Source organism: Bacteroidales bacterium (assembly GCA_012517825.1).
Lineage (GTDB): Bacteria > Bacteroidota > Bacteroidia > Bacteroidales > JAAYUG01 > JAAYUG01.
This window is the reverse complement of the sequence record JAAYUG010000084.1, coordinates 15,662-37,064: the sequence shown is the minus strand read 5'-3', so window position 1 is coordinate 37,064 and position 21,403 is coordinate 15,662. Positions and strand designations below refer to the sequence as shown.

At 45.1% G+C, this 21,403-nt stretch carries 21 protein-coding genes; 16 read left to right on the top strand and 5 right to left on the bottom strand.

Annotated features, from left to right (window positions below):
- The first annotated feature begins 31 nt into the window (after positions 1–31).
- The 9 genes from GX419_05510 to GX419_05470 all read left to right on the top strand — a co-directional run bounded on the left by GX419_05510 (position 32) and on the right by GX419_05470 (position 10,561).
- Positions 32–862: a hypothetical protein gene (locus GX419_05510; protein ID NLI24142.1), complete on the top strand. Its 831-nt coding sequence runs from the start codon at positions 32–34 to the stop codon at positions 860–862.
- A 3-nt stretch (positions 863–865) separates the two neighbouring features.
- Positions 866–1,423, top strand: a complete 558-nt coding sequence (locus tag GX419_05505; GenBank protein NLI24141.1) for a chemotaxis protein CheB — start codon at positions 866–868, stop codon at positions 1,421–1,423.
- Positions 1,424–1,429: 6 nt separating this feature from the next.
- On the top strand, positions 1,430–2,227 hold the full coding sequence (locus tag GX419_05500) for a GAF domain-containing protein (protein ID NLI24140.1): 798 nt from the start codon (positions 1,430–1,432) through the stop codon (positions 2,225–2,227).
- 5 nt (positions 2,228–2,232) lie between these two features.
- Positions 2,233–4,854, top strand: coding sequence for a PAS domain S-box protein (locus GX419_05495; GenBank protein NLI24139.1), 2,622 nt, complete (start codon positions 2,233–2,235; stop codon positions 4,852–4,854).
- Positions 4,855–4,865: 11 nt separating this feature from the next.
- Entirely contained in the window at positions 4,866–5,438 is a 573-nt protein-coding gene (locus GX419_05490) for a hypothetical protein (protein NLI24138.1), read from the top strand.
- Between the two features lie 11 nt (positions 5,439–5,449).
- Positions 5,450–5,824, top strand: coding sequence for a DUF1987 domain-containing protein (locus tag GX419_05485; GenBank protein NLI24137.1), 375 nt, complete (start codon positions 5,450–5,452; stop codon positions 5,822–5,824).
- 19 nt (positions 5,825–5,843) lie between these two features.
- Positions 5,844–8,930 (top strand): ATP-binding cassette domain-containing protein, encoded by a 3,087-nt coding sequence (locus GX419_05480; protein NLI24136.1) that lies wholly within the window; start codon positions 5,844–5,846, stop codon positions 8,928–8,930.
- A 266-nt stretch (positions 8,931–9,196) separates the two neighbouring features.
- A complete protein-coding gene (locus GX419_05475; GenBank protein NLI24135.1) occupies positions 9,197–10,090 on the top strand; it encodes a hypothetical protein in 894 nt (297 codons plus the stop codon).
- Between the two features lie 15 nt (positions 10,091–10,105).
- A complete protein-coding gene (locus tag GX419_05470; GenBank protein ID NLI24134.1) occupies positions 10,106–10,561 on the top strand; it encodes a hypothetical protein in 456 nt (151 codons plus the stop codon).
- A gap of 12 nt (positions 10,562–10,573) precedes the next feature.
- Here GX419_05470 and GX419_05465 read toward each other — a convergent pair whose 3' ends face one another.
- Together GX419_05465 and purD are read right to left on the bottom strand one after the other, a co-directional pair.
- Positions 10,574–11,557, bottom strand: a complete 984-nt coding sequence (locus tag GX419_05465) for a hypothetical protein (protein NLI24133.1) — start codon at positions 11,555–11,557, stop codon at positions 10,574–10,576.
- A gap of 20 nt (positions 11,558–11,577) precedes the next feature.
- Positions 11,578–12,849 (bottom strand): phosphoribosylamine--glycine ligase, encoded by a 1,272-nt coding sequence (gene purD / locus GX419_05460; protein ID NLI24132.1) that lies wholly within the window; start codon positions 12,847–12,849, stop codon positions 11,578–11,580.
- 277 nt (positions 12,850–13,126) lie between these two features.
- Between purD and GX419_05455 the strand changes: the two genes are divergently transcribed.
- Positions 13,127–13,708, top strand: coding sequence for a hypothetical protein (locus tag GX419_05455; protein NLI24131.1), 582 nt, complete (start codon positions 13,127–13,129; stop codon positions 13,706–13,708).
- Positions 13,709–13,711: 3 nt separating this feature from the next.
- On the opposite strand, the gene GX419_05450 is transcribed toward GX419_05455, so the two are convergent.
- Together GX419_05450 and GX419_05445 are read right to left on the bottom strand one after the other, a co-directional pair.
- Positions 13,712–14,242: a DNA-3-methyladenine glycosylase gene (locus tag GX419_05450; GenBank protein ID NLI24130.1), complete on the bottom strand. Its 531-nt coding sequence runs from the start codon at positions 14,240–14,242 to the stop codon at positions 13,712–13,714.
- 47 nt (positions 14,243–14,289) lie between these two features.
- Positions 14,290–15,843: an O-antigen ligase family protein gene (locus tag GX419_05445; GenBank protein NLI24129.1), complete on the bottom strand. Its 1,554-nt coding sequence runs from the start codon at positions 15,841–15,843 to the stop codon at positions 14,290–14,292.
- Between the two features lie 159 nt (positions 15,844–16,002).
- On the opposite strand from GX419_05445, the gene rplM reads away from it, so the two are divergent.
- The 6 genes from rplM (at position 16,003) to frr (ending at position 20,452) form a co-directional block, all read left to right on the top strand.
- Positions 16,003–16,458 carry a 50S ribosomal protein L13 gene (gene rplM / locus GX419_05440; GenBank protein ID NLI24128.1) on the top strand — a complete coding sequence of 152 codons (456 nt, stop codon included), beginning with the start codon at positions 16,003–16,005 and terminating at the stop codon, positions 16,456–16,458.
- Between the two features lie 5 nt (positions 16,459–16,463).
- The gene (gene rpsI, locus GX419_05435) at positions 16,464–16,850 is read left to right on the top strand and encodes a 30S ribosomal protein S9 (protein NLI24127.1); all 387 of its coding nucleotides are present in this window, start codon (positions 16,464–16,466) and stop codon (positions 16,848–16,850) included.
- Positions 16,851–16,954: 104 nt separating this feature from the next.
- Entirely contained in the window at positions 16,955–17,929 is a 975-nt protein-coding gene (gene rpsB, locus GX419_05430) for a 30S ribosomal protein S2 (protein NLI24126.1), read from the top strand.
- Positions 17,930–17,955: 26 nt separating this feature from the next.
- Entirely contained in the window at positions 17,956–18,798 is an 843-nt protein-coding gene (locus GX419_05425) for an elongation factor Ts (GenBank protein NLI24125.1), read from the top strand.
- Between the two features lie 265 nt (positions 18,799–19,063).
- Positions 19,064–19,774, top strand: a complete 711-nt coding sequence (locus tag GX419_05420; GenBank protein ID NLI24124.1) for a UMP kinase — start codon at positions 19,064–19,066, stop codon at positions 19,772–19,774.
- 114 nt (positions 19,775–19,888) lie between these two features.
- Positions 19,889–20,452: a ribosome recycling factor gene (gene frr / locus GX419_05415; GenBank protein NLI24123.1), complete on the top strand. Its 564-nt coding sequence runs from the start codon at positions 19,889–19,891 to the stop codon at positions 20,450–20,452.
- Between the two features lie 216 nt (positions 20,453–20,668).
- Here frr and GX419_05410 read toward each other — a convergent pair whose 3' ends face one another.
- Complete coding sequence (locus tag GX419_05410) at positions 20,669–21,382, bottom strand: leucyl/phenylalanyl-tRNA--protein transferase (protein NLI24122.1); 714 nt, start codon at positions 21,380–21,382, stop codon at positions 20,669–20,671.
- Positions 21,383–21,403 lie beyond the last annotated feature (21 nt).

Below are 21,403 nucleotides of genomic sequence, written 5' to 3'. Positions count from 1 at the left end.
TGAGAAACCTGCTCTGGAAAGAAACCGGAAGATGAACATACTTGACGAAATAAGCCTTGTTGATTATCAGAACATCGTTCGGCAGGTCAGGGAACTAACAGGAGTTGATCTGGCTGAATTTGCATCAGCATCCTTGCGCCGCAGGCTTACCCGATGCATTCAGCTCCACAATTTTCGCTTTGCCGATAGGCTGATGGCCCGGATCCGTGAAGACCCCCTTTTTGCTGACACATTCTTTTCCGATCTCATGGTTGAATCAACCGAATTTTTCCGTGATCCCGGCATGTGGCTCTTTTTAAAAGAAAATATTATTCCGGAAATCCTCAGTCAAAAGGGGAAAATAAAAATCTGGTTGCCCTCCTGTGTTTCAGGAGATGAACTCTACTCCCTCATCATTCTGCTTCATGAAATGGAAGTTCTTGCCGATGTGCGGATACAGGCCACCTGCCCCAGCAAAAAAAATCTCGAGCATATCCTCACCGGCATCACCCGACGCGACAAAATCCTTTCAGGTACTGAAAATTATCTTCTCGCAGGCGGAAAAAACCAGCTCACCGATTATTTTACCAGCAAGGGAATCCTGTATTACAAAACCCTTCCAATGGACGGCTTTATTGAATTTGATGTATCCTTTTTACCCGCCGAAAAAAAACATTCTGCCTCATTTGATCTGATACTCTTCAGAAACCAGATGCTCTATTATGGCAAGCATCTCCAGAACCAGACTCTTTCGTTTTTCCATCAGAATTTGCACCAGGCAGGAATTCTGGTTATCGGAAACAAGGAACAAATTGATCTTTCCTATTTTTCAGATCGATTCCTGATAGTTAATGCCGAAGAAAAAATATACCGGAAAAAATGAACTATGGATAAAGCGCTTATTATAGGAGGTTCCGCCGGCAGTTTCAGAACAGTTGTCAATATTCTGCATGCATTGCGCACCCCCCTGCCTTTTCCGGTTTTTCTGTGCCTTCATCGCCTGAAAAACGTCAGATCAGGTTTTGTTGAAGCTCTTTCCATACAGTCATCCATACCGGTCAAAGAACCTTTTGACAAGGAAACCATTCTTCCGGGAATTGCCTACCTTGCACCGGCGAATTACCATCTGCTCATCGAAAACTACCAGACCATCGCCCTCAGCACAGAACCTCCCGTCAATCATGCCCGCCCTTCGATTGATCTTGCTTTCCTTACCGCAGCACGTGCCTACCGGAACCACCTGATCGGAGTGCTTCTTTCAGGCGCAAACCAGGATGGAGCCCACGGAATGTCAAAAATCAAAGAACTTGGCGGAATTTGCATCATACAGGACCCTGCTTCATGCGAAGTCAAAACCATGCCCGAAGCCGCCCTTAAATTATTGAATCCTGATTTTGTGCTAAGTCCGGAACAAATTGTAAATTTCCTGACAAATTTAACCTGACTCAAAATGGTCCCGTTTTTACGCAACAGGTTGATACTTTTTCTCTTACTGATTCTGCTGCTGGCCGATTTTCTTGTTCTCTTTTCCCTCTTCCGCAGAATGGAAGTACAACCTTCACAATCCGAAACGGTTACTGCTTTTGTTGCATGTATATTTCTGGCAGGTATTTTTTCCCTTTTTCTTTTTCTTTCGGCATGGCAGAAGAACATTCACCCGGCCGAAACCCTTTATCCGGAAGCCCTTACCGGCGTAACCGGAATCAATGGCAATGTCTCAGCCCCTGCTAACGAAAATACCCAGGCATACACCGATTCATCCGAATCGGTTCAGACACTGGCCGAAGATCTTCTTCCTGCCGCAATCCCTGAAAAGCTCAGCTTGTTTGCCGAAGGGGTTCTGAGTCACCTGGCCCGGAAATACGATATTGTAACCGGACTTTTTTATGTCCCCGAACCCGATTCCGATGTATTCAAGCCTATAGCCCGCTATGCCTGGTATTCTCCCGATCCGCCTCCGGAAGTACGCCTCGGGGAATCCTTACCGGGACAGGCCGTAAAAGACAAACGCATGATCTACATTACCCATGTGCCCAAAAATTACCTTACCGTCATTTCCGGCCTTGGTAGTTCAGACCCCGGCTACCTTCTCATCCTTCCCTTAATCGAAGAAGATAAAAACCTGGGATTTCTTGAAATTGCCACGTTCAAACCTCTTAACGAAAATGACTTACAGGTGCTGACACAGCTTGGTAAATTGGTCGGAAAAATCCTGATCCGCCATTTTAATGCGAACAACAGAGCCTGATTGCTATGAAAATTTCAGCTTTCTATAAAAAACTTTCCGCAAGCTATGTTGCCGCAAGGGTAATGGCAGCATTTGCCGTTGGGTTGCTTTTCCCATTTATGGCATGGATTCTCGATGCAGGTATCCATAACGAAATGCTCACGGCCGGAAACATTGCATCAGCCCATGTTCGAAATCCTATCCACTTTCTGGTTGATCTTTTTCCTTTTCTCTTTGCTCTGATTACCTATGGGGAAACACGCAGACGAAATGCCGATCGGAAATCATTCAATGAACACCTGCGCAGGCTCGAAGAAAACTATTCACGCAATGCAACATTTGCCAGAGAAATCGGATCCGGAAATTTCCATTTTCAATATACCCTCAGCGGAGAAGACGATATCCTGGGCAAAGCCCTTCTCGTTATGCGCGATAACCTTCTTGCCAACTCCCGGAAGGAACAGGAACAAAACTGGATTGCCGAAGGGAAGGAACTCATATCAAACATTCTCCGCATTCATAACAAAATTGACGAACTGTCTTACGAAGTTATCGCCAACCTGATTAAATATATCAACGCTATCCAGGGCGCCCTCTACTTTTATGATGAGGAAAAAAACCTTCTTGTCAACGTTGCCACCTATGCCTATAACCGGAAAAAATATGTCCAGAAGGAATTCCGGATTGGGCAGGGTCTGATTGGACAATGTGCCTACGAAAGGGATTTCATTTACCGCACCGAAATCCCAGACGATTATATGACCATTACCTCCGGTATTCTGGGCGACAGGAAACCCCGCAGCCTTCTGATTGTGCCATTGATTACCGACGAAAAACTGCAGGGGGTCATTGAAGTGGCCTCCCTCGAAGACCATATTCCTGAGCTAACCATACGGTTCATGCGCGAACTGGCTGAAATCATTGCCCGTACGTTATTTAACCTCCGCGTAAACCAGCAAACCGAAAACCTGCTCCGCCAGGCACAGAAAATCACGGAAGAACTCCGCGAGAGTGAAGAACAACTACGTATGAGCGCAGAAGAGATGAAGGCTACCCAGGAACAACTCCAGATTACAAACAAAAAGCTCGAAGCACAAATCCGCGAAGTGGAAAATGCCCAGAAAAGACTCCATTCCCTCCTTGAAAATGCTTCCGAAATCATTTTTATCTACGACGAAAACATGATGCTGAAATTCGTCAGCCCTTCGGTAACAAGAATTCTGGGTTATACTCCCTCTGAAATGATGAAAGGGAAAGACCTCCAGCGCATTACCCGTCGGGGAGAAGCCGAACTGCGCGCCATGTTCAGCGAACTCATCAAAAATCCCTCCCAGCCGCAGACTCTCCAGTACACCTACATGAAAAAGGACGGGGAAAGAATTTTCCTCGAAACCACCGGACGCAACCTCCTGGATGACCCTGCTATCCAGGGAATTCTTATGAATACCCGCGACATCACCGCCCGTAAAAAAGCAGAAAAGGAAGAACGCCTGAAAAGCAAAATGCAGTCCCTGTCGGAAAACTCACCCGACCTGATTCTACGACTTAGCCCCGCAGGGCAATTCTTTTACGTCAATCCCATGATTGAAAAATATACAGGCCTTGCTCCCAGAGAGGTGACCGGAAGAACTATCGAAGATATCGGTCTTAATGAGGTACTGCTTGGCTTTTTCCGCTCTGCCATCAACGAAATGAAAGAATCTCCCGCTAAAGTTACCCGCGAAGTGGCCCTGACAAATGAAACCCCCGATGGAAAAACGCATATATACCTTAGTTTTGATGCCATTCCCGAAATTGCCGATAATGAACTTGAGTCTGTACTCTTTGTCGGTCACGATGTAACCGAAGCGAAAAATACCCACCGGGAAATCGAAGAAAAAAACCGGAAGATTCAGGATAGCATCAACTATGCCCGTCGTATTCAGCAATCCATCATTCCCGACAATAAGACCCTGCGGCAGCACCTGCCGAAATCCTTCTTGCTCTACCAGGCCAGGGATGTGGTAAGCGGCGATTTCCCATGGCTTTTCCGGCAGGGAGACATCCTGTACCTGGCGGCAATTGATTGTACAGGCCATGGAGTGCCCGGTGCCATGCTTTCCTTTATTGCTTACTTCCTCTTAAACAATATTGCCACACGCGAAAAAGAAATTTCAGCCGCCCATTTGCTTGATCTCCTGCACGAAGGAGTCAGAAACACCCTTCGCCAGCACTCCAATGATACCGATGCCAGGGATGGAATGGACGTGGCGCTGGTACGTATTGACCTGAATACCCAGGAAGTTCATTTTGCCGGAGCCCATCGCCCCCTTTACCTCCTGCGTAGCGGCGAAATAACTCAGTTTAAAGGCGATCTGAAAGCTATAGGAGGAATCCCCGTCGGTAAAAAGACAGAAAAACCCTTTACCAACCACTCCTTTAAAGCCCTTAAAGGTGACCGTATCTTCTTCTTTACCGACGGTCTTACCGATCAGCTCGGAGGCCCCGATAAATCAAAGTACGGTAACAACCGCGTAAGGGAACTCATTCTCCAGTACCGCGGATATACCATGCCGGAATACAGCGACCTTTTTGCCCGCGATTTCAGGGAATGGACAGGAAATGAAAAACAACTCGACGACGTATTGATGATTGGTATTGAATTTTAACAACCACCCCGATGGTTCAGCAAGATATTACCGGTTTTCAGGATTTTGTTTACTCCGTTTACAGGTCAATGAAAGCATTTGAGATTTCATTGGTCTATGAAGGAGAAATAACACATAAACTGATCAAAACATTCGCCGAACTCACCGAAACCAGCATTACAAAACCCGATGACCCTCAAACCGTTCAGCAAAGAGTATTCCACGTGCTGATTGAAACCCTTCAGAACCTCAGCAAACACTCCGATGAGACTGAACCTTCCTTGCAAAAAACCAGCAGGGGAATTTTTGTCATCGCCCGAAGCCCGGGTGAATACTCCGTCACTACAGGAAACCTGGTCTCATCAGCCAAAAAGGAGGAAATCTCAGCCATTCTGGACCAGATTAACCATCTTACCCGCAGTGAACTTGACAACCTTTATAAAAGTCAGATAATCCTGGGCCATGTTTCACAAAAAGGCGGAGCTGGCCTCGGATTTATTGATATCCGGCGCAAAACAGGCAAAAAGTTCGATTATAGCTTCATACCTGTCGAAGAAAATATGTACTTCTTTCTTTTTACAGCCTTCATTCCAAGAAAATTATAATACCAGCAAATATGAACAAGATACACATACCAGCAACAGAAGATACTCCTGAAATCGTTCTGAACCCCGATACAGGAAATTTCAGATTTTCAGGCAGATCTTTGCCAGAAGATGTGTCCAACTTTTATAGTCCGGTATTGCAATGGCTTGACGAATATCTTGCCGCACCGGCAGAAAATACCATTGTCGATTTCCAGATGTCGTACTTCAATACGGCTTCTTCCAAAATCATCCTCGATATCCTTCTGCGCCTTGAAAAACTCTCCGCCGAGGGCAGAAATGTGCGCATCCGGTGGCATTATCCCAAAAACGATGAAGATATGGCCGACGCCGGCATCGAATATTCAGAAATCGTCGATATCCCTTTTGACCACCTGCCTTATTGAGTAAACCAATCCTTCACCCATGAGCGAAGAAATTCTGAAAGCCCTGATGCAGCTCTTTGGCATTATTGCCAAACAGGATGAAGGAATTGCGTCCGATGAGCTGAAGTATATCAGGGAATTCCTTAGCCGTCAGCTCAGCCAGGATAAAGTGAATGAATATTATCAGCTCTTTGAAAAAATTGCCGAAATTTCCTTACATGATTCCGATAATAAAGATGCCTCAGCAAAACAATACCGGCTTACTTCCGTCAGGGATTCTGTGAAAATTCTTAGTATCTGCCGGAAAATCAATAAAACCCTCACCCGCGAGCAAAAAGTTATCGTATTATTCCGCCTGTTTGAACTGATCAATATCAACAAAAGGTACAGCGCACAGCGGATGGCTATTATCAACACCGTTGCCGAAGTCTTCAATATTTCAGCCGGTGAATTTGAAAGCATCCGCCGTTTTGCCGCACTGCCTTCCCCAACGCTGCATCCCGATCCCAACCTGGTGATCATTAGCTCTTCTTCACCCGGATTGGATAAAATTATCCATATCAGCTGCGAATCTCTTTCCGGAGAGGTGTTTATCCTGAGAATTCCTTCCGTCGACCTGTACTTCCTGAAATACTCGGGGAACGATCTGGTAACCCTGAACGGCATGCAGGTTTTCCCCGACAGAATCTACCTTTTTGCCAGCGGCAGTGCCCTCCGTTTTCCGAAAAGCAAACCTGTATATTACAGCGATGTTTCTTCAAGGTTCCAGCCGCTGATGCCCGGTCAGCAGATTCTCTTTGAAGCACGAAACATTTCTTATCGCTTCCCGAACGGAGAATTCGGATTGCGAAACATCACCTTTGCAGAGCCGCAGGGACGCCTGATCGGAATTATGGGAGCCAGTGGTGCCGGAAAAACAACCCTCCTGAATGTTCTCGCAGGAATTGAAAAACCGTTTCAGGGAGAAATTTATATCAACGGCATCGACCTTCACAAAAGAAAAAAAGACCTCGAAGGGGTTATTGGAGTGATCCCTCAGGATGACCTTCTTATTGAAGAACTCACGGTATTCCAGAACCTCTGGTTTGCTGCCTGCCAGTGTTTCAGAGACAAATCAAAGGATGAAATTACGGCTCTCTCCAACCAGGTGCTGAAAAGCCTTGGCCTCCTCGAATACAGCCACCTGAAAGTTGGATCTGTTCTGAACAGGGAAATTTCCGGAGGACAGCGAAAACGGCTCAATATTGCCCTGGAACTTATACGCGAACCCTCGGTACTCTTTGTGGATGAACCTACTTCCGGCTTGTCGTCACGCGACTCGGAAAACGTAATGGACCTCCTCAGGGAATTATCGCAGAAAGGAAAGCTCGTTTTTGTGGTCATCCACCAGCCTTCCTCCGAAATCTTTAAAATGTTTGATAAAATCCTGATTCTTGATACCGGCGGATACCCTGTATATTACGGAAATCCGGTAGAATCTGTGATGTACTTCAAACGGATGGACAAACAAATCAACAGCGAAGTGGGGGAATGCCCCCTGTGCGGAAATGTAAATCCAGAACAGGTTTTCTCCATCATCGAAGCTGAAGTCGTTAACGAATACGGACAATATACCGGCAGGAGAAAGGTATCACCGGAACAATGGCATCAGTTGTACCTGGAAAATATTACTCCGGAATCCTTTCCTCCCGTATCCGAACCCCCGCCCCGTATTCTTGCCGTTCCTTCCTGGTTCAGACAACTCGTCATTTACCTGAAAAGGGATGTCATCGCCAAACTCCACAATACACAATATATAGCTCTCAATCTTATTGAAACCCCTGCCCTTGCTCTTCTGCTGTCCTTCCTGATCCGGTATATTGCCAATCCCGATTCCAGTACCTATATATACCGCGAGAATGAAAATATACCCATTTATATTTTCATGATCCTGATTGTTGCTGTCTTTCTCGGGCTTACCCTCAGTGCCGAAGAGATCTTCCACGACCGGAAAATCCTCAAACGGGAACAGTTTTTACATCTCAGCCGCTCAAGCTACCTGCTGTCGAAGGTTTTTCTCCTTCTGGTGATTTCCGGATTGCAGGCTCTTGTGTTTATCCTTATCGGGAACAATATCCTTTCCATCAAAGAAATGACCTTCCATTACTGGCTGGCTTTCTTTGTTACCGCCGCCTGCGCCAACCTGATGGGACTGATTGTGTCTTCCTCGTTCAACTCAGTGGTAACCATCTACATCATTATTCCCCTCCTCATTATTCCTATGATGGTGCTCAGCGGTGCAATGTTCCCCTTTGACAAACTGAACCGTCTGATTTCCCGGGTTGACAAAACACCCCTGCTGGCCGAATTCATGCCAACCAAATGGTCATACGAAGCCCTGATGGTTCACCAGTTTAAAGATAACCGCTATCAGCAGTACTTTTATGCATTCGAAAAGCAAATCAGCCGTGCCGATTTTATGCAGGGATATTATATCCCTGAACTCAGAAAAAGACTCGACCGGATCGAGGGCAAACAGAACGCCGGAAAGGATTCTTCCGCATTCTTCTCTGATATGCTGCTGCTTTCAAATGAGATCCGGAAACAAATTCAGCTGACCTCCGATGTTAAATTTCCTGCTCCTGCTTTACCTTCCTCTGATGAATTTAATGATAACATGCTGCCAGCCGCAAGGCAATACCTCGATTCTCTGGACTCTTTTTACAACAAGATTTTTCTGCAATACAATGGCATGAAGGAAAACCTGATCAGCCTCATGCTTGCCCGGAACAGGGAAATGTATTATCATCTGTACGACTCCTATTTCAACGAAAGTGTCTCCGATCAGGTGAGAAAAATATTCGAAAAGAAAAAAATCCTGGAATACCGGCACCATTTGTACCAGCAAAATGATCCGGTTTACCGCGACCCTGAACCTTCCGGCCCGTTGGATTTCCGCTCGCATTTTTTCGCTCCGAGGAAACATTTTGCCGGCCTGCTGGTTGACACCTATTGGTTCAATATCATTTTTGTCGTTGTTTATACACTGGTGTTATATGTCATTCTCTACTTTAACCTTCTGCTGAAACTACTGAATCTGATATCCTCTTTCCGGAGAAAAAGAAAAAACCTGCCATCCTTCCAATGAATCTTCATGCAGTAGGACGATTCACAGCCCTGTCATAAACCGGAAAAAAAGCGTCAACAACCCGGAGATCATCGTTAAAGTATTTCCTGATGTTTTTTACAAAGGAGCCGCATTGTATCAGCGGGAATGCCGAAAAACGGGATTTTGCCCCATTTCCATAACTTTCGGCCTTTTGTAACCTGATATCCGTATGGTTATGAAATTTTCTGATGCATAGATTGGTTTTATTTCATAAATTTGGGATGATCAACTAATGTAAACCGAAGATGCACAAACTAGCGATTGCCCTTATCATTGCTTTTGTTTTGGCAGGTTGCGGAAGAAAAAGTTCCAGAACCGATTTTGGCGAAATCTCTGATTCATTGTTGTCAGAAAGTATGGCTATTTCCCAGCAGGCCATGACTGAAATCATCGACAATCTTTCTTCCCCTGTTGAAATTGCCTCCCTTCTGAAAAAAGTCGGTGCTCCATTTTCACAAGGAGCTCTTGCCAATCCAAACGATCTCTCCAGAATTACCACCGAAAACCAGCAGGCTCTCCATCTCGGAATCTTTGGCGCAGATCTGGGATACCTGAACATTTACAATAAACGGACTTCTGTGGTGGATTACCTTGCCGCCATCAGAAATCTTTCAGAAAACCTTCGTATAGGTCAGTTTTTTGATTTCGCCACCCTGAAACGCCTCGCCACAAATGATAAAAATCTGGATTCCCTGATTTTCTTGTCGGTTCATTCATTTAATCAGATGGACGATTATCTGAGAACCAACAAAAGAGGCAACCTCAGCGCACTGATCATTACGGGCACATGGATTGAAGGGCTTTTTCTGGCTACTACCATGTACGAACAAAAACCTCATCCTGAACTTGCTGAACGAATCGGGGAGCAGAAAATCGTACTCGCTGATCTGCTTCTTGTTCTGAAAAATTATAAAAGAGACCCCTATTTCAACTCCCTTATTGATTTGATGGATCCCATTAAAAAACTCTTTGATCAGGTTACAATTACCTATGAACTGGGCGAGCCGGAAATGGTTGAAGAAAATGGGATGCTGGTAATTAAACAAAATGAAAAAAGCCACATTGAAATAAAACCGGATGTTCTTCCAAAAATTCTGGAAGAAACAAAAAAACTGCGTAATAATCTTCTTACTCTCTGACAACTACCTGGAAATATGAAGCAATTACTCAAAATAGCCCGCTTACTGGTCTTCCTGATACCTGCTTTTCTTCCTGCTCAAATTTCAGGACAGGACCTGAGCAAGGAAATTCAGGATTGTGCCATGAATGCCGGAAAGGATGCCGTATACCTTCAGGATTTCAAAGCCGGCAATCCTCAGTATACAGCCGACGGAAAACTCATTCCGACCAAGTTTACCATGCTCCTCAAGAAAAATGTCCGCTACCGCTTTACCGTCTGTAAAAGCCCTTCATTTGCGGGAAAGGTCGTTCTTAAACTGTATGACGAAAGCCGCCTGATGGGTACAACCTTTAACCCTGCCACCGGAAAAGATTATCCCGGGTTCGATTTTGCCTGTACAAAAACCGGAGTCTATCACCTCTTTATTGAATTTCCCGATGGCACCCCCGGGGAGGTTGCAGCCATACTTTCTTATGTGGAAACAAAATAAGACTGAGACTCTCTATATTACCTGAAATCTCAGATAGAAAATCAGAGAGATTACCATCAGCCATAACAGAAATTCTCCCCACTTTTTGTTTTTAGTATTGAGGAAAAACTCCAAAAATAGATATGATACCGGCACCGCTGGTAAAACCAGTATTTCCTTACCGGCTGAAGGAACCAGAAAGAAGGCAACAACGCACAGAACAAACCACCAGAAAAAAAGTGTAAACGACCTCCTTAGAATGATTTTCCTTGTCTGAAAGCGAAAAATCATGAAATAACTGGAAACCAGAAGAACAAAAACATAACAACCTGTCCAGATCCCTTCAGCAAGTGAAAAAGACTCTCTGCCGGGACTCAACAGATACGAGAACATCTCATGGGTAACATCCTCCAGTGGCTTATCAAGAATAAATAACCCCGCAAAATAAAATCCAAATGGCAGCAGGTATCCGGTTAGTGCCAGCAAATACTCTCTAACTCCGGGCTGACGAAACAAATATACTCCTACCAGAACCAGAATGAAAAATACCATGGCAGGAGCATAGAAAAAGGAAGCAACGCCAATCAGAAGTCCGGCTTCAAATGCATGGTACGAATTTTTCTGCACACGATAGGAGGAAACCAACCTCTCAAACGCCCATAGGATAAATGGGAGAGCTATCAGAACTGGATAAATATCGGTGTCACCCGGCCGGCTTCCCGCCATTAACATAAAAAAAACAAACGGCATCTGCGATCTGCTTCCCAGAAACAGGTACCTGGTATTAAGACTTGCTGTATACAAACCTGTTATCAGCAAAAAAGCAAAACCCGCTGTTTGCTTCAGAATACCGCCCGAAAAGATAAAAGAAGCTGCCAGCCTGTACATGGGCATCCCCTCATATGGTCCTGCCGGATTGGGCACTCTGGCCCCGATAGTGAACCATACAATTCCCCAAATCAGTATGAAAATAAAACTGATCCAAAGGGAATTCAACCTGAGTAGTCGGAGCAGCACCTTATAAATAAATTAGAAAATTATTTCAGATCAAAGCCTATGTCGCCACGGTAATACATCCCTTCAAACGAAATGGAACGGGCATTTTTGTACGACATTTCAAGTGCTTCTTCCATGGTCCTTCCTGATGAACTTACAGCAAGAACCCTTCCGCCGGATGTAACAATTTTCCCGTTCTGCATGGCAGTACCGGCATGAAAAACAATACTTCCGCTCACCTCATCGAGCCCGCTTATCTCAAAACCTTTCCGGTAAGTACCCGGGTATCCCCCTGAAACCAACATTACCGTGGTCACAACTTCAGGTGATATGTGGATTTTTTCCTCATTTAACCTTCCCGAAGCCACCGCTTCAAAAAGCTGAACAATATCGTTTTCCAGCCGGGGAAGAATAACTTCACTCTCCGGATCACCCAACCGCACATTGTATTCTATTACATAAGGATTCCCATCCACATTCATTAGCCCGAAGAATATAAAACCTTGATAATGAATTCCTTCCTTCTTCAACCCCTGCATCGTGGGTAGAATAATGCGTTCTTCCACTTTTGTCATGAAGGTTTTGTCGGCAAAAGGCACAGGAGAAACAGCTCCCATCCCTCCGGTATTCTGCCCTGTATCCCCCTCCCCGGCACGCTTGTAATCTTTGGCCTCAGGAAGCAGCCTGTATGTTATACCGTCGGTAATAACAAATACCGAAAGCTCAATACCTTTCAGAAATTCCTCCACAACAACCCGGGTGCTCGCTGTGCCAAACTTTCCACTCAGCATATGATGCAGTTCCTGTTCCGCCTCTTTCAAATCATGCACCACCGACACCCCCTTCCCTGCTGCCAGGCCATCTGCTTTGATAACATACGGAGGCCGTAAACTGCGGAGAAACTGCACTCCGGCTTCATACTCTTCCAGGGTAAACGTCCGGTATGCGGCTGTGGGAATATTGTATTTCATCATGAAATGCTTGGCAAAGTCTTTGCTTCCTTCCAGCTTCGCTCCCGCCCTGTCCGGACCAATTACCATAATGCCGGCTAAATCTTCCCGCTTCCTGAGATAATCGGCTATCCCCCTTACCAAAGGTTCTTCCGGACCCACAACAACCATCTGGATGTTCTTTTCCCTGCAAAAATTACCTACCGACTCAAAATCAAGTATGTCTAATGAAACATTGGTGCCTTCCCTGAGGGTACCTGCATTTCCCGGAGCAATATACAGGGCTTTACATTTACCGCTTTGCCTTATTTTCCATGCCAGGGCATGTTCACGGCCTCCTGAACCCAGTAAAAGTATGTTCATAGCATGTAAGCTTAAATCTGTTAGGTATACCGGCAAAGATAACAAGTTTTTATCCTGCGCACGCTGATGGGAATATCTGCGCAGTTTATTTTGGTTCTTGTTTCACCCGAACAAGATAGATTTTTAAAGGTCGGATAGCCTGCCCCGCCAAAGCGGGGGAACACCCATCATTTGAATTTTGTTCATAAGGGTTTGCGGTTGCAATACATGGATGTTTTATCGGATAAAGTCCAGCATTAAGATTTTTACCTATCTTTACCTATCAAATATTTTGCATATGAAACCTTCATCGTTTAAGAAAGTCTTTTACCTGTTGATGTTTTCTTTGTCAGGCGTATCAGCCATGTTTGCCCAGCAAACCAGCAACGAATCAGCCATTAAAAAACAGGAAGCAGTAGTGGCCGCCGCGCAGGCCAATGTAGACAAGTTCGAAGCCCAGCTGACTGTGGCCGATTCATTGATAAGCGTTGGTAATCAGATGATTACAGAATCCAAAAGCGAAATGAAATCGGCGGAAAATGACAGGAAAAAAATTGAGAAAGAATACCTTACCAGCAAAAAAGTTCTTGAAAAGAAAGCCACTTCAAAAAACAAAGAAGAAGCTGCCTCTGCAAAAGCTGATCTGAAATCCCTTGACAACCAGTACAAGCAGGATATTAAGCATGCCGACCTCCGTCTGAAAGAAGCTACCAAAAAATCAGCTGATGGAACAAAAAATGTTGAAAAGGGTAAAAACATGAAAAAAACTGCCGGAGAAGGTCTGAAAAAAGCCAGGGCGACACTGGAGGCAGCACAGGCCAAACTGGATGCAATGAAAAACCCCCCGCAGGAAAAATCATCCTCAAAGAAGAAAAAATAAATCTTACGATTTTTTCAGAAAATAACGCCAGGGCTTCGATCGCCATTTTTCGCCGGCATAATCAATCCCAATTCTCTTCCCTTTGCCAATTCTGAAATTTTTTATGCCCTCTTCAACCCAGATGCGTTCTGACCGGGTGAGGTCTTCGCCATAAAAACTTCCGTCTACCTCCAGGGCACGGGTCAGTTTACCGGGGCCATCAAACCCATCTATACCCCTGATTAATACCGCCTGGGGATGTCCTTCCGGACCGGTGACAAAATTCAGCATCCAGTACATCCCATAAATTAAATAAACATATACCAGCCCCCCTTCGGAATACATCACTCTGTTCCTGGTAGTCACTCCTTTGCTGGCATGGCAGGCTTCGTCTTCTTCACCCCGGTAAATCTCAACCTCCGTAATCAATCGCCGGATTGTTCTTCCATCCGGGAAAAATCGGACAAGCGTCTTCCCAATCAGTGCAGGAGCAACCTCTGTCGCATCCCTTATAAAAAAGTCCCTCCCAAGTCTATGATTCGCTTCCTGATTCATTGTTTCTTTATCTCCATGCCAAATACCTGATTCTCACAGTCACCAGATCACTCACGGTTTGCCAGAATAAAAAAACTGTAGAAAAAGGCAAAAAAGGTTGCGCCGGCCTGCGTTTCCAGCGTGTCTTCCGGAATCATGCTTAAAAACGAAATGATCAGAAATACTGCGGCAAGAAAAGAAATGTACTTTATTTTCCTGAAAAAAGGCAGCAGCAATCCGGCCATTATGATCAGAAAACCGGGTATTCCAAAAGTCACCATGAAAGTCAGATACTGATTATGCGCTCTCAGCCAGAATTTTCTCTGTAAATTGACCTCATTCCTCTCATAATATGCATTGAACGCCTGCTGAACATCCCCTGTTCCTACCCCGAACCAGATGTTCTCCCTGATGATCTGCAGAGCCGCCTTCCAGTAAATGATCCTTTGAGCAACCGAATGCCCCGATGGATTATTGCCCCGGGCATACGAGTCAAGTTCCCATAGAACCCTGTAAACATAGGGATACAAAGCCAGTTTATTTCTGTACAGATAGTTTGCCACACCATTTTCTATACTGCTGATCTCGTCATCGGCAAGCCGCATTACAGAAAGCGAATCTTTAGGTAAGCCCTTTGATGTCAGATACCTGATAAGGGTAAACCGTATGGGATTACCCCTCCGGTCAAGACTGTCGTAAGGAATCCGACTGCGCAGGGGCCAGGCAATACGAAGTTCATCTTCACATACATTTTGCCATACAAAATGTCCGTTCTCAACATCTCTGGCACGAAAATCATGCCGGTATGCCCTTCCCCCCTCCGTATAAACTGCAACCTGATGCGGATTCGTTTCATCAAATGAATAGTATCTCCTGACCGAAACCACCAGATATATCAGCGAAATAACAGGAACAACAATGCTTATAACAACAATGACCCTCCGCCAGAAAAAGGAAGGGATTTTATGCTGGTAAACAGGAATAAGGACAAACAGACATACCAGAAAAAGGATAAGCCCGGTAAACGACTTGAGCAGGAACAGAAAAATGACAAGCCATATTCCTGCCCCGAAGAGCAGGTACCTTTCCCATCTTCTCTGAGCTGTAAGCCCAAAAGAAAATGCTGTGAAAATGGACAGATCAACCATCAGCGCCAACCGGATATGGGAAATAAACGGAGCCATCTGCCTGACATCTTCTCCGTTCAGTTTTCCGGGAATCAGCAAAATGGAGGCACTGATTATGCTGCTGGTTACTACCGCTGCCGTAAAAAAAATCAGGATGATCCTTCTTTCTGTAAACGTAAGAGGCCCTGCCGTAACAAAAATTACCGGAAGCACCAGAAGGGGTAGTTTTACCTTAAGATCGTGAAAGGCATAGGTAAAATCCGATGTGTAAAGCAAGCCGACTATATGCAAAAAATATATACCCAGGAAAAGCCAGACATCATTTGACCTGATTAAACCGGCTTTCTTCCCTTTAAGGCTCCCTGCAAAAAGCCACGACACTGCCGATCCAATGATTCCTACGCTGGTAAGAAAGGGAGAAAGCGGCAACGACCCTACCGTTACAATAAGGAAAAACAGAAATATGTTATGCCACGAAATTTCCGGCTTTACCATAACCCAAATCTGTCAATTTATTGCTAATTTTGCAAACTCATTGAATATGAATGCGTTTCAAATTTTCCCTATTCCGGTATTGCAGAATAAAAATAAATTGTATTTTTGCAACCCGTTATTGAAGTTGTGAATTTAAAAAGTTAAACATAATAATTTGTTGTGGATACATTAAGTTTTAAAACAGTTTCTGCCAACAAAGCTTCTGTTCAGAAGGAATGGTTGGTTGTTGATGCCACAGACCAGATTCTGGGAAGATTCTGTTCAAAAGTTGCCCGGCTTCTGCGCGGCAAACATAAACCATATTTCACGCCCCATATTGATTGCGGTGATAACGTCATCGTGATCAATGCAGATAAAATCAAACTGACAGGGAAAAAATGGACCGACAGGGTGCATTTTAAACACAGCGGCTATCCGGGAAGCCAGGTTGAAATTACCCCGGAGGAAATGCTGAAAAAGAACCCTGCATCTCTGATTGAAGAATCAGTGCGTGGAATGCTCCCGAAAAACAGGCTGGGAAGAGCAATCTTCAAAAACCTCTATGTTTATGCTGGTCCTGAACACAAACAGGCCGGCCAGAATCCGAAACCATTTGACATTAACACACTCAAATAATATCCATGGACATTATCAATGCTGTTGGACGAAGAAAAAGTGCCGTAGCACGCGTATTCGTTAAAGAAGGCTCCGGAAATATTATCATCAATGACAGGGATTTTAAAGAATATTTTCCTGATGAAATTTTGCAGTACAAAGCAACCCAACCCCTTCAGGCCCTGAATCTTGCCAATGGATTTGACATCCGCGTCAATCTGGACGGCGGGGGTATTACAGGGCAGGCCGAAGCACTTCGCCTTGCCATTGCCCGCGCCCTGGTAAAAATCAATCCGGATTACCGTCCGGTTCTGAAGGCTCAGGGATTTCTTACCCGTGATCCGCGTGAAGTGGAACGCAAAAAGCCCGGCCGGCCCGGAGCTCGTAAACGCTTCCAGTTCAGCAAACGATAAGGCATTTCTGCCGGATTGTTTCGTATCCAAACCGCAAGGACCCGGTGTCAGCCGGCTACCATGTGGTTGATTGTACGGAAAGTTAACAATTCAAAATAACGCACATGAACAACGTAACATTCGAACAACTTCTTGAAGCCGGTGTGCACTTTGGCCACCTCAAGCGCAAATGGAACCCGGCAATGGCCCCGTATATTTTCATGGAAAAGAACGGGATCCACATTATTGACCTTCACAAAACAGCTATCAAACTGAATGAAGCCTGCCAGGCTATTAAACAAATAGCCAAGTCGGGACGGAAGATCCTTTTCGTGGCCACCAAAAAACAGGCTAAAGACATCGTGGCTGAACGGGTCAAGAAAATCAACATGCCGTATGTAACTGAACGCTGGCCCGGTGGTATGCTCACCAACTTTCCTACCATCCGGAAGGCTGTCAAGAAAATGGCGGCTATCGATAAAATGTCTGCCGACGGTACATTCGACAACCTGAGCAAAAGAGAAAAACTTCAGATTGCCCGTCAGAGAGCAAAACTGGAAAAAAACCTCGGTTCAATTGCCGACCTTTCCCGCCTCCCTGCAGCTATCTTCGTTGTCGACATCCTGAAAGAACATATTGCGGTCAAAGAAGCCCGCAGGCTCAATATTCCCGTCTTTGCCATGGTCGATACAAATTCTGACCCGAACCTTGTCGACTTCCCTATACCCGCAAATGACGACGCTTCCAAATCCATAGCCCTTATCGTCGACGCTATCTGCAACGCTATTGAGGAAGGCCTCAGCGAAAGAAAAGTTGAAAAAGAAGCCGAGCCTGAAAAATCGGAAAAAGGAAAAGGAACCCGCAAAAAAACTGCTGCTCCTGAATTAATTGCAGAAGAAGAACTGGAAGAAGCCGAAGAAATAACCGACGAAACCGAAGAGGAAACCGAAGAGGAAGAAGTGGAAGAAGTGGAAGCATCCGTTGAAGAAACCGAAGTAGAAGACGATGAATCCGAAGAATCCACATCCCCTTCATTACCCGACGAAGAATCTTCTGATGTAGCACCTGCCAGGAAAACTACACGTAGTCAGAAAAAATAGTTACCAATCATTAAAAGGAAATCACTATGACCCAGATATCTGCTGCTGAAGTCCAGAAACTGCGCAAAATGACAGGCGCCGGAATGATGGACTGCAAAAAAGCCCTCGAAGAAGCTAACGGCGACTATGAAAAAGCAATAGAAATCATTCGCAAAAAAGGACAGCTCGTGGCCGCCAAACGAGCCGACCGTGAAGCAAATGAAGGAGTAGTTCTTGCCCGGATTGATGCATCCAATACCTTCGGGGCAATGATATGCCTCAATTGCGAAACTGATTTTGTCGCAAAAAACCAGGATTTCATTTCCCTTGCTGAAAAAATCCTTGCCCTTGCTATCGAAAAGAAACCCGCCGATCTCAATGCCCTTAAAAATCTGCCTCTTGAAGGAAAGACCGTTGCTGACCTTGTGACCGAAAAAATCGGTATCATCGGCGAAAAAATGGAACTTTCCTACTACGATAACGTTCAGGCTCCTTATGTTCTTGCATATGTCCACCCCGGCAACAAACTGGCTGCGGTGGTCGGATTTAACAAAGCCGGTTCTGACCTGCAGATTTACAAAGACATTGCCATGCAGGTGGCAGCAATGAATCCCGTTTCGATCGATAAAGACGACGTCCCGGCTGATAAACTGGCCAAGGAACGTGAAATTGCTATCGATCAGACTAAACTCGATCCCAAAAATGCCGGTAAGCCTGCCAATATTATCGAAAAAATTGCCGAAGGGAAACTGGAAAAATTCCTGAAAGAAAATACCCTGCTGAATCAGGAATTCATCAAAGATTCCAAACTTACCGTTCGTCAGTACCTTGAAAAATCTGACAAAGACCTTAAAGTAACCCGGTTCATCCGTTTTACCCTGGTGCAGTAAATCGCCTCGATTCCTGACAAAAACTATTGCATATCCTTCAGCCGATTGGAACCCGCTTTCAATCGGCTGATTTTATATATGCCGGCAATGTCAAACCCACATTACGCATTAGTTCCTTTGCACTCCTGATAACAATCAGGGTTAAAACAGAAAGTTTTATACCATCCCCTTGCACCCCTTTTGCCGATTCCCTATCTTTGAAAGCCTTTTACAAATACATTTCATTTAAAAATCGCTTCGTATAACCTAACCGACAGAAATGGAAATCAGGTATAAACGAATTCTTCTGAAACTCTCCGGAGAAGCATTAGCCGGAAACACCAACGGACCCTTTGATTATTCCCGAATTGAGGCGTATATGCAGGATGTTAAAAAAGCCTGGCAGGCGGGAGTCAACATAGGTCTTGTTGTCGGCGGAGGAAATATTTTCAGGGGTTTGCCCGGAACCGGCAAAGGCGTTGACCGCATCCGCGGCGATTATATGGGCATGCTTTCAACAGTTATCAACGGACTGGCAATGCAGTCTGTTCTCGAAAACCTGGGTGTCGGATGCCGTATTCTCAGCGCCATAGGAATGGAACCTGCCGCCGAAAAATACAGCCGCGAAAAGGTTGAAGAAGCTTTTGCCGAAAATAAGGTCGTCATTTTTGTTGCCGGAACCGGAAACCCTTTCTTTACAACCGACACAGCCGCCGCACTGAGGGCCGTTGAAATGAAAGCCGACCTCCTCCTCAAAGGGACCAGAGTGGATGGAGTCTATTCCGATGACCCCGAAAAAAATCCGGGTGCCATAAAATTTGACCATATCACATTTACTGAAGCCTATGGCAAAGGACTCGCTGTTATGGATCTTACAGCCTACACCCTTTGCCGCGAAAACCATCTTCCCCTTGTTGTCTATAATATTAATACCCCAGGAAGCCTTTTGCGAATCATTACAGGTGAAAGCATTGGAACACTGGTAGTTCCGGAATAATCCAATAGCCGTGTTCCTCTGCAGAAAACACTTCCATGGCTGAAAAATTTGCAAATTTGTTGGTGAAATAAAAAAAATAACTATATTTCGTACGCTTTTAAAAACCTTCTGTTTATGCACGAAGACGTTCAGCTGGTGCTTGATGTGGCAAAAGAAAAAATGGAAAAGGCAGTTAAGTACCTTGATGGAGAACTTCTTAAACTTCGCGCAGGGAGGGCAAATCCTCATCTTCTGGACGGCATTCATGTTGATTATTATGGTGTCAACACCCCTCTTAATCAGGTATCGAACATCAGTACAACCGATGCCAGAACCATTCTGATCCAGCCCTGGGAAAAGTCAATGATCGGCCCTATTGAAAAGGCCATCCTCCAGGCAAACATAGGAATTACTCCCGCCAACAACGGGGAGGTCATCCGCCTGGTTGTTCCTCAGCTTACCGAAGAAAGAAGAAAAGAACTGGTAAAACAGGTAAAGCATGAATGCGAAACGGCCAGAGTCGGAATCCGCACTGCCAGAAGGGAAGCTATGGAGGAATTAAAAAAACTTCAAAAAGAACATGTGCCTGAAGATGAAGTGAAAAAGGGCGAAACAGAACTCGAAAAAATTACCGAGCAGCATATTAAAAAAATTGATGATATATTTGCTAAAAAAGAACAGGAAATACTAACCGTATAAAAATAGGCAACCCTGTACTAACTAATACTAACCTGTGTTCAGATGAAAGTGCCGCAGATATTTCTGTGGCACTTTCTCTTTTTACCCTGTTACGCATTAGGAATGCAAAAGAACTAATGCGCACTTCGCCGGCATCCCACACCCGCTGAAACAAATTGAAACCAACGAATTGATTCTTTTTTGTCACATTGCATTCGGATTCTTCCAATGCAGGGCTCAACCAGATACTTCCCATTTGCCCTGTAAAGTCGGAAACTGAAGGGCTTTTTCAAGCATTCCCAGAAAAGCATTCCTTGGCACTTCCCGGCCACCCAGGTTTTTCAGGTGCGTGGTGGTTACCTGGGCATCGATCAGATGAAATTCATGCTTCTTAAGAAATTCAACCAGAAAATAAAAAGCCACTTTGGAGGCATCCGAAACAAGATAAAACATCGATTCTCCGAAAAACGCCTTACCCAGTGATACCCCGTATAACCCTCCTGCCAGTCCCCCCTCATGGAACACCTCTATCGAATGGGCAAAACCTTCCTTATGCAATGCAATATAGGCCCGCTCCATTTCCGAAGTTATCCATGTGCCTTCCTGACCGGGCCTTGGAACCCTGGCACAATGCCTGATTACCTCATCAAAACAGGTATCAGAGCGGACTTCAAACACTCCTGACCGGACCTTTCTTCGTAACGACTTTGATGGGTTAAACCATTCCGGCAACAGAATCATCCTGGGATCAGGACACCACCACAAAACAGGCTCTCCGGGATTATACCAGGGGAACAAACCTCTTGCATACGCAACCAGCAGCAATTCCTTGGTCAGTTCACCCCCGTATGCCAGAAGGCCATGCTCATCTGCTTCTTCTGCAGGAGGAAATATTCTGTCTCCCTGCTCTTTCAACCATTGATAATCCAGTTGTATCTGCCTGCATTCCATTTGTACAGAATTTACCCTACA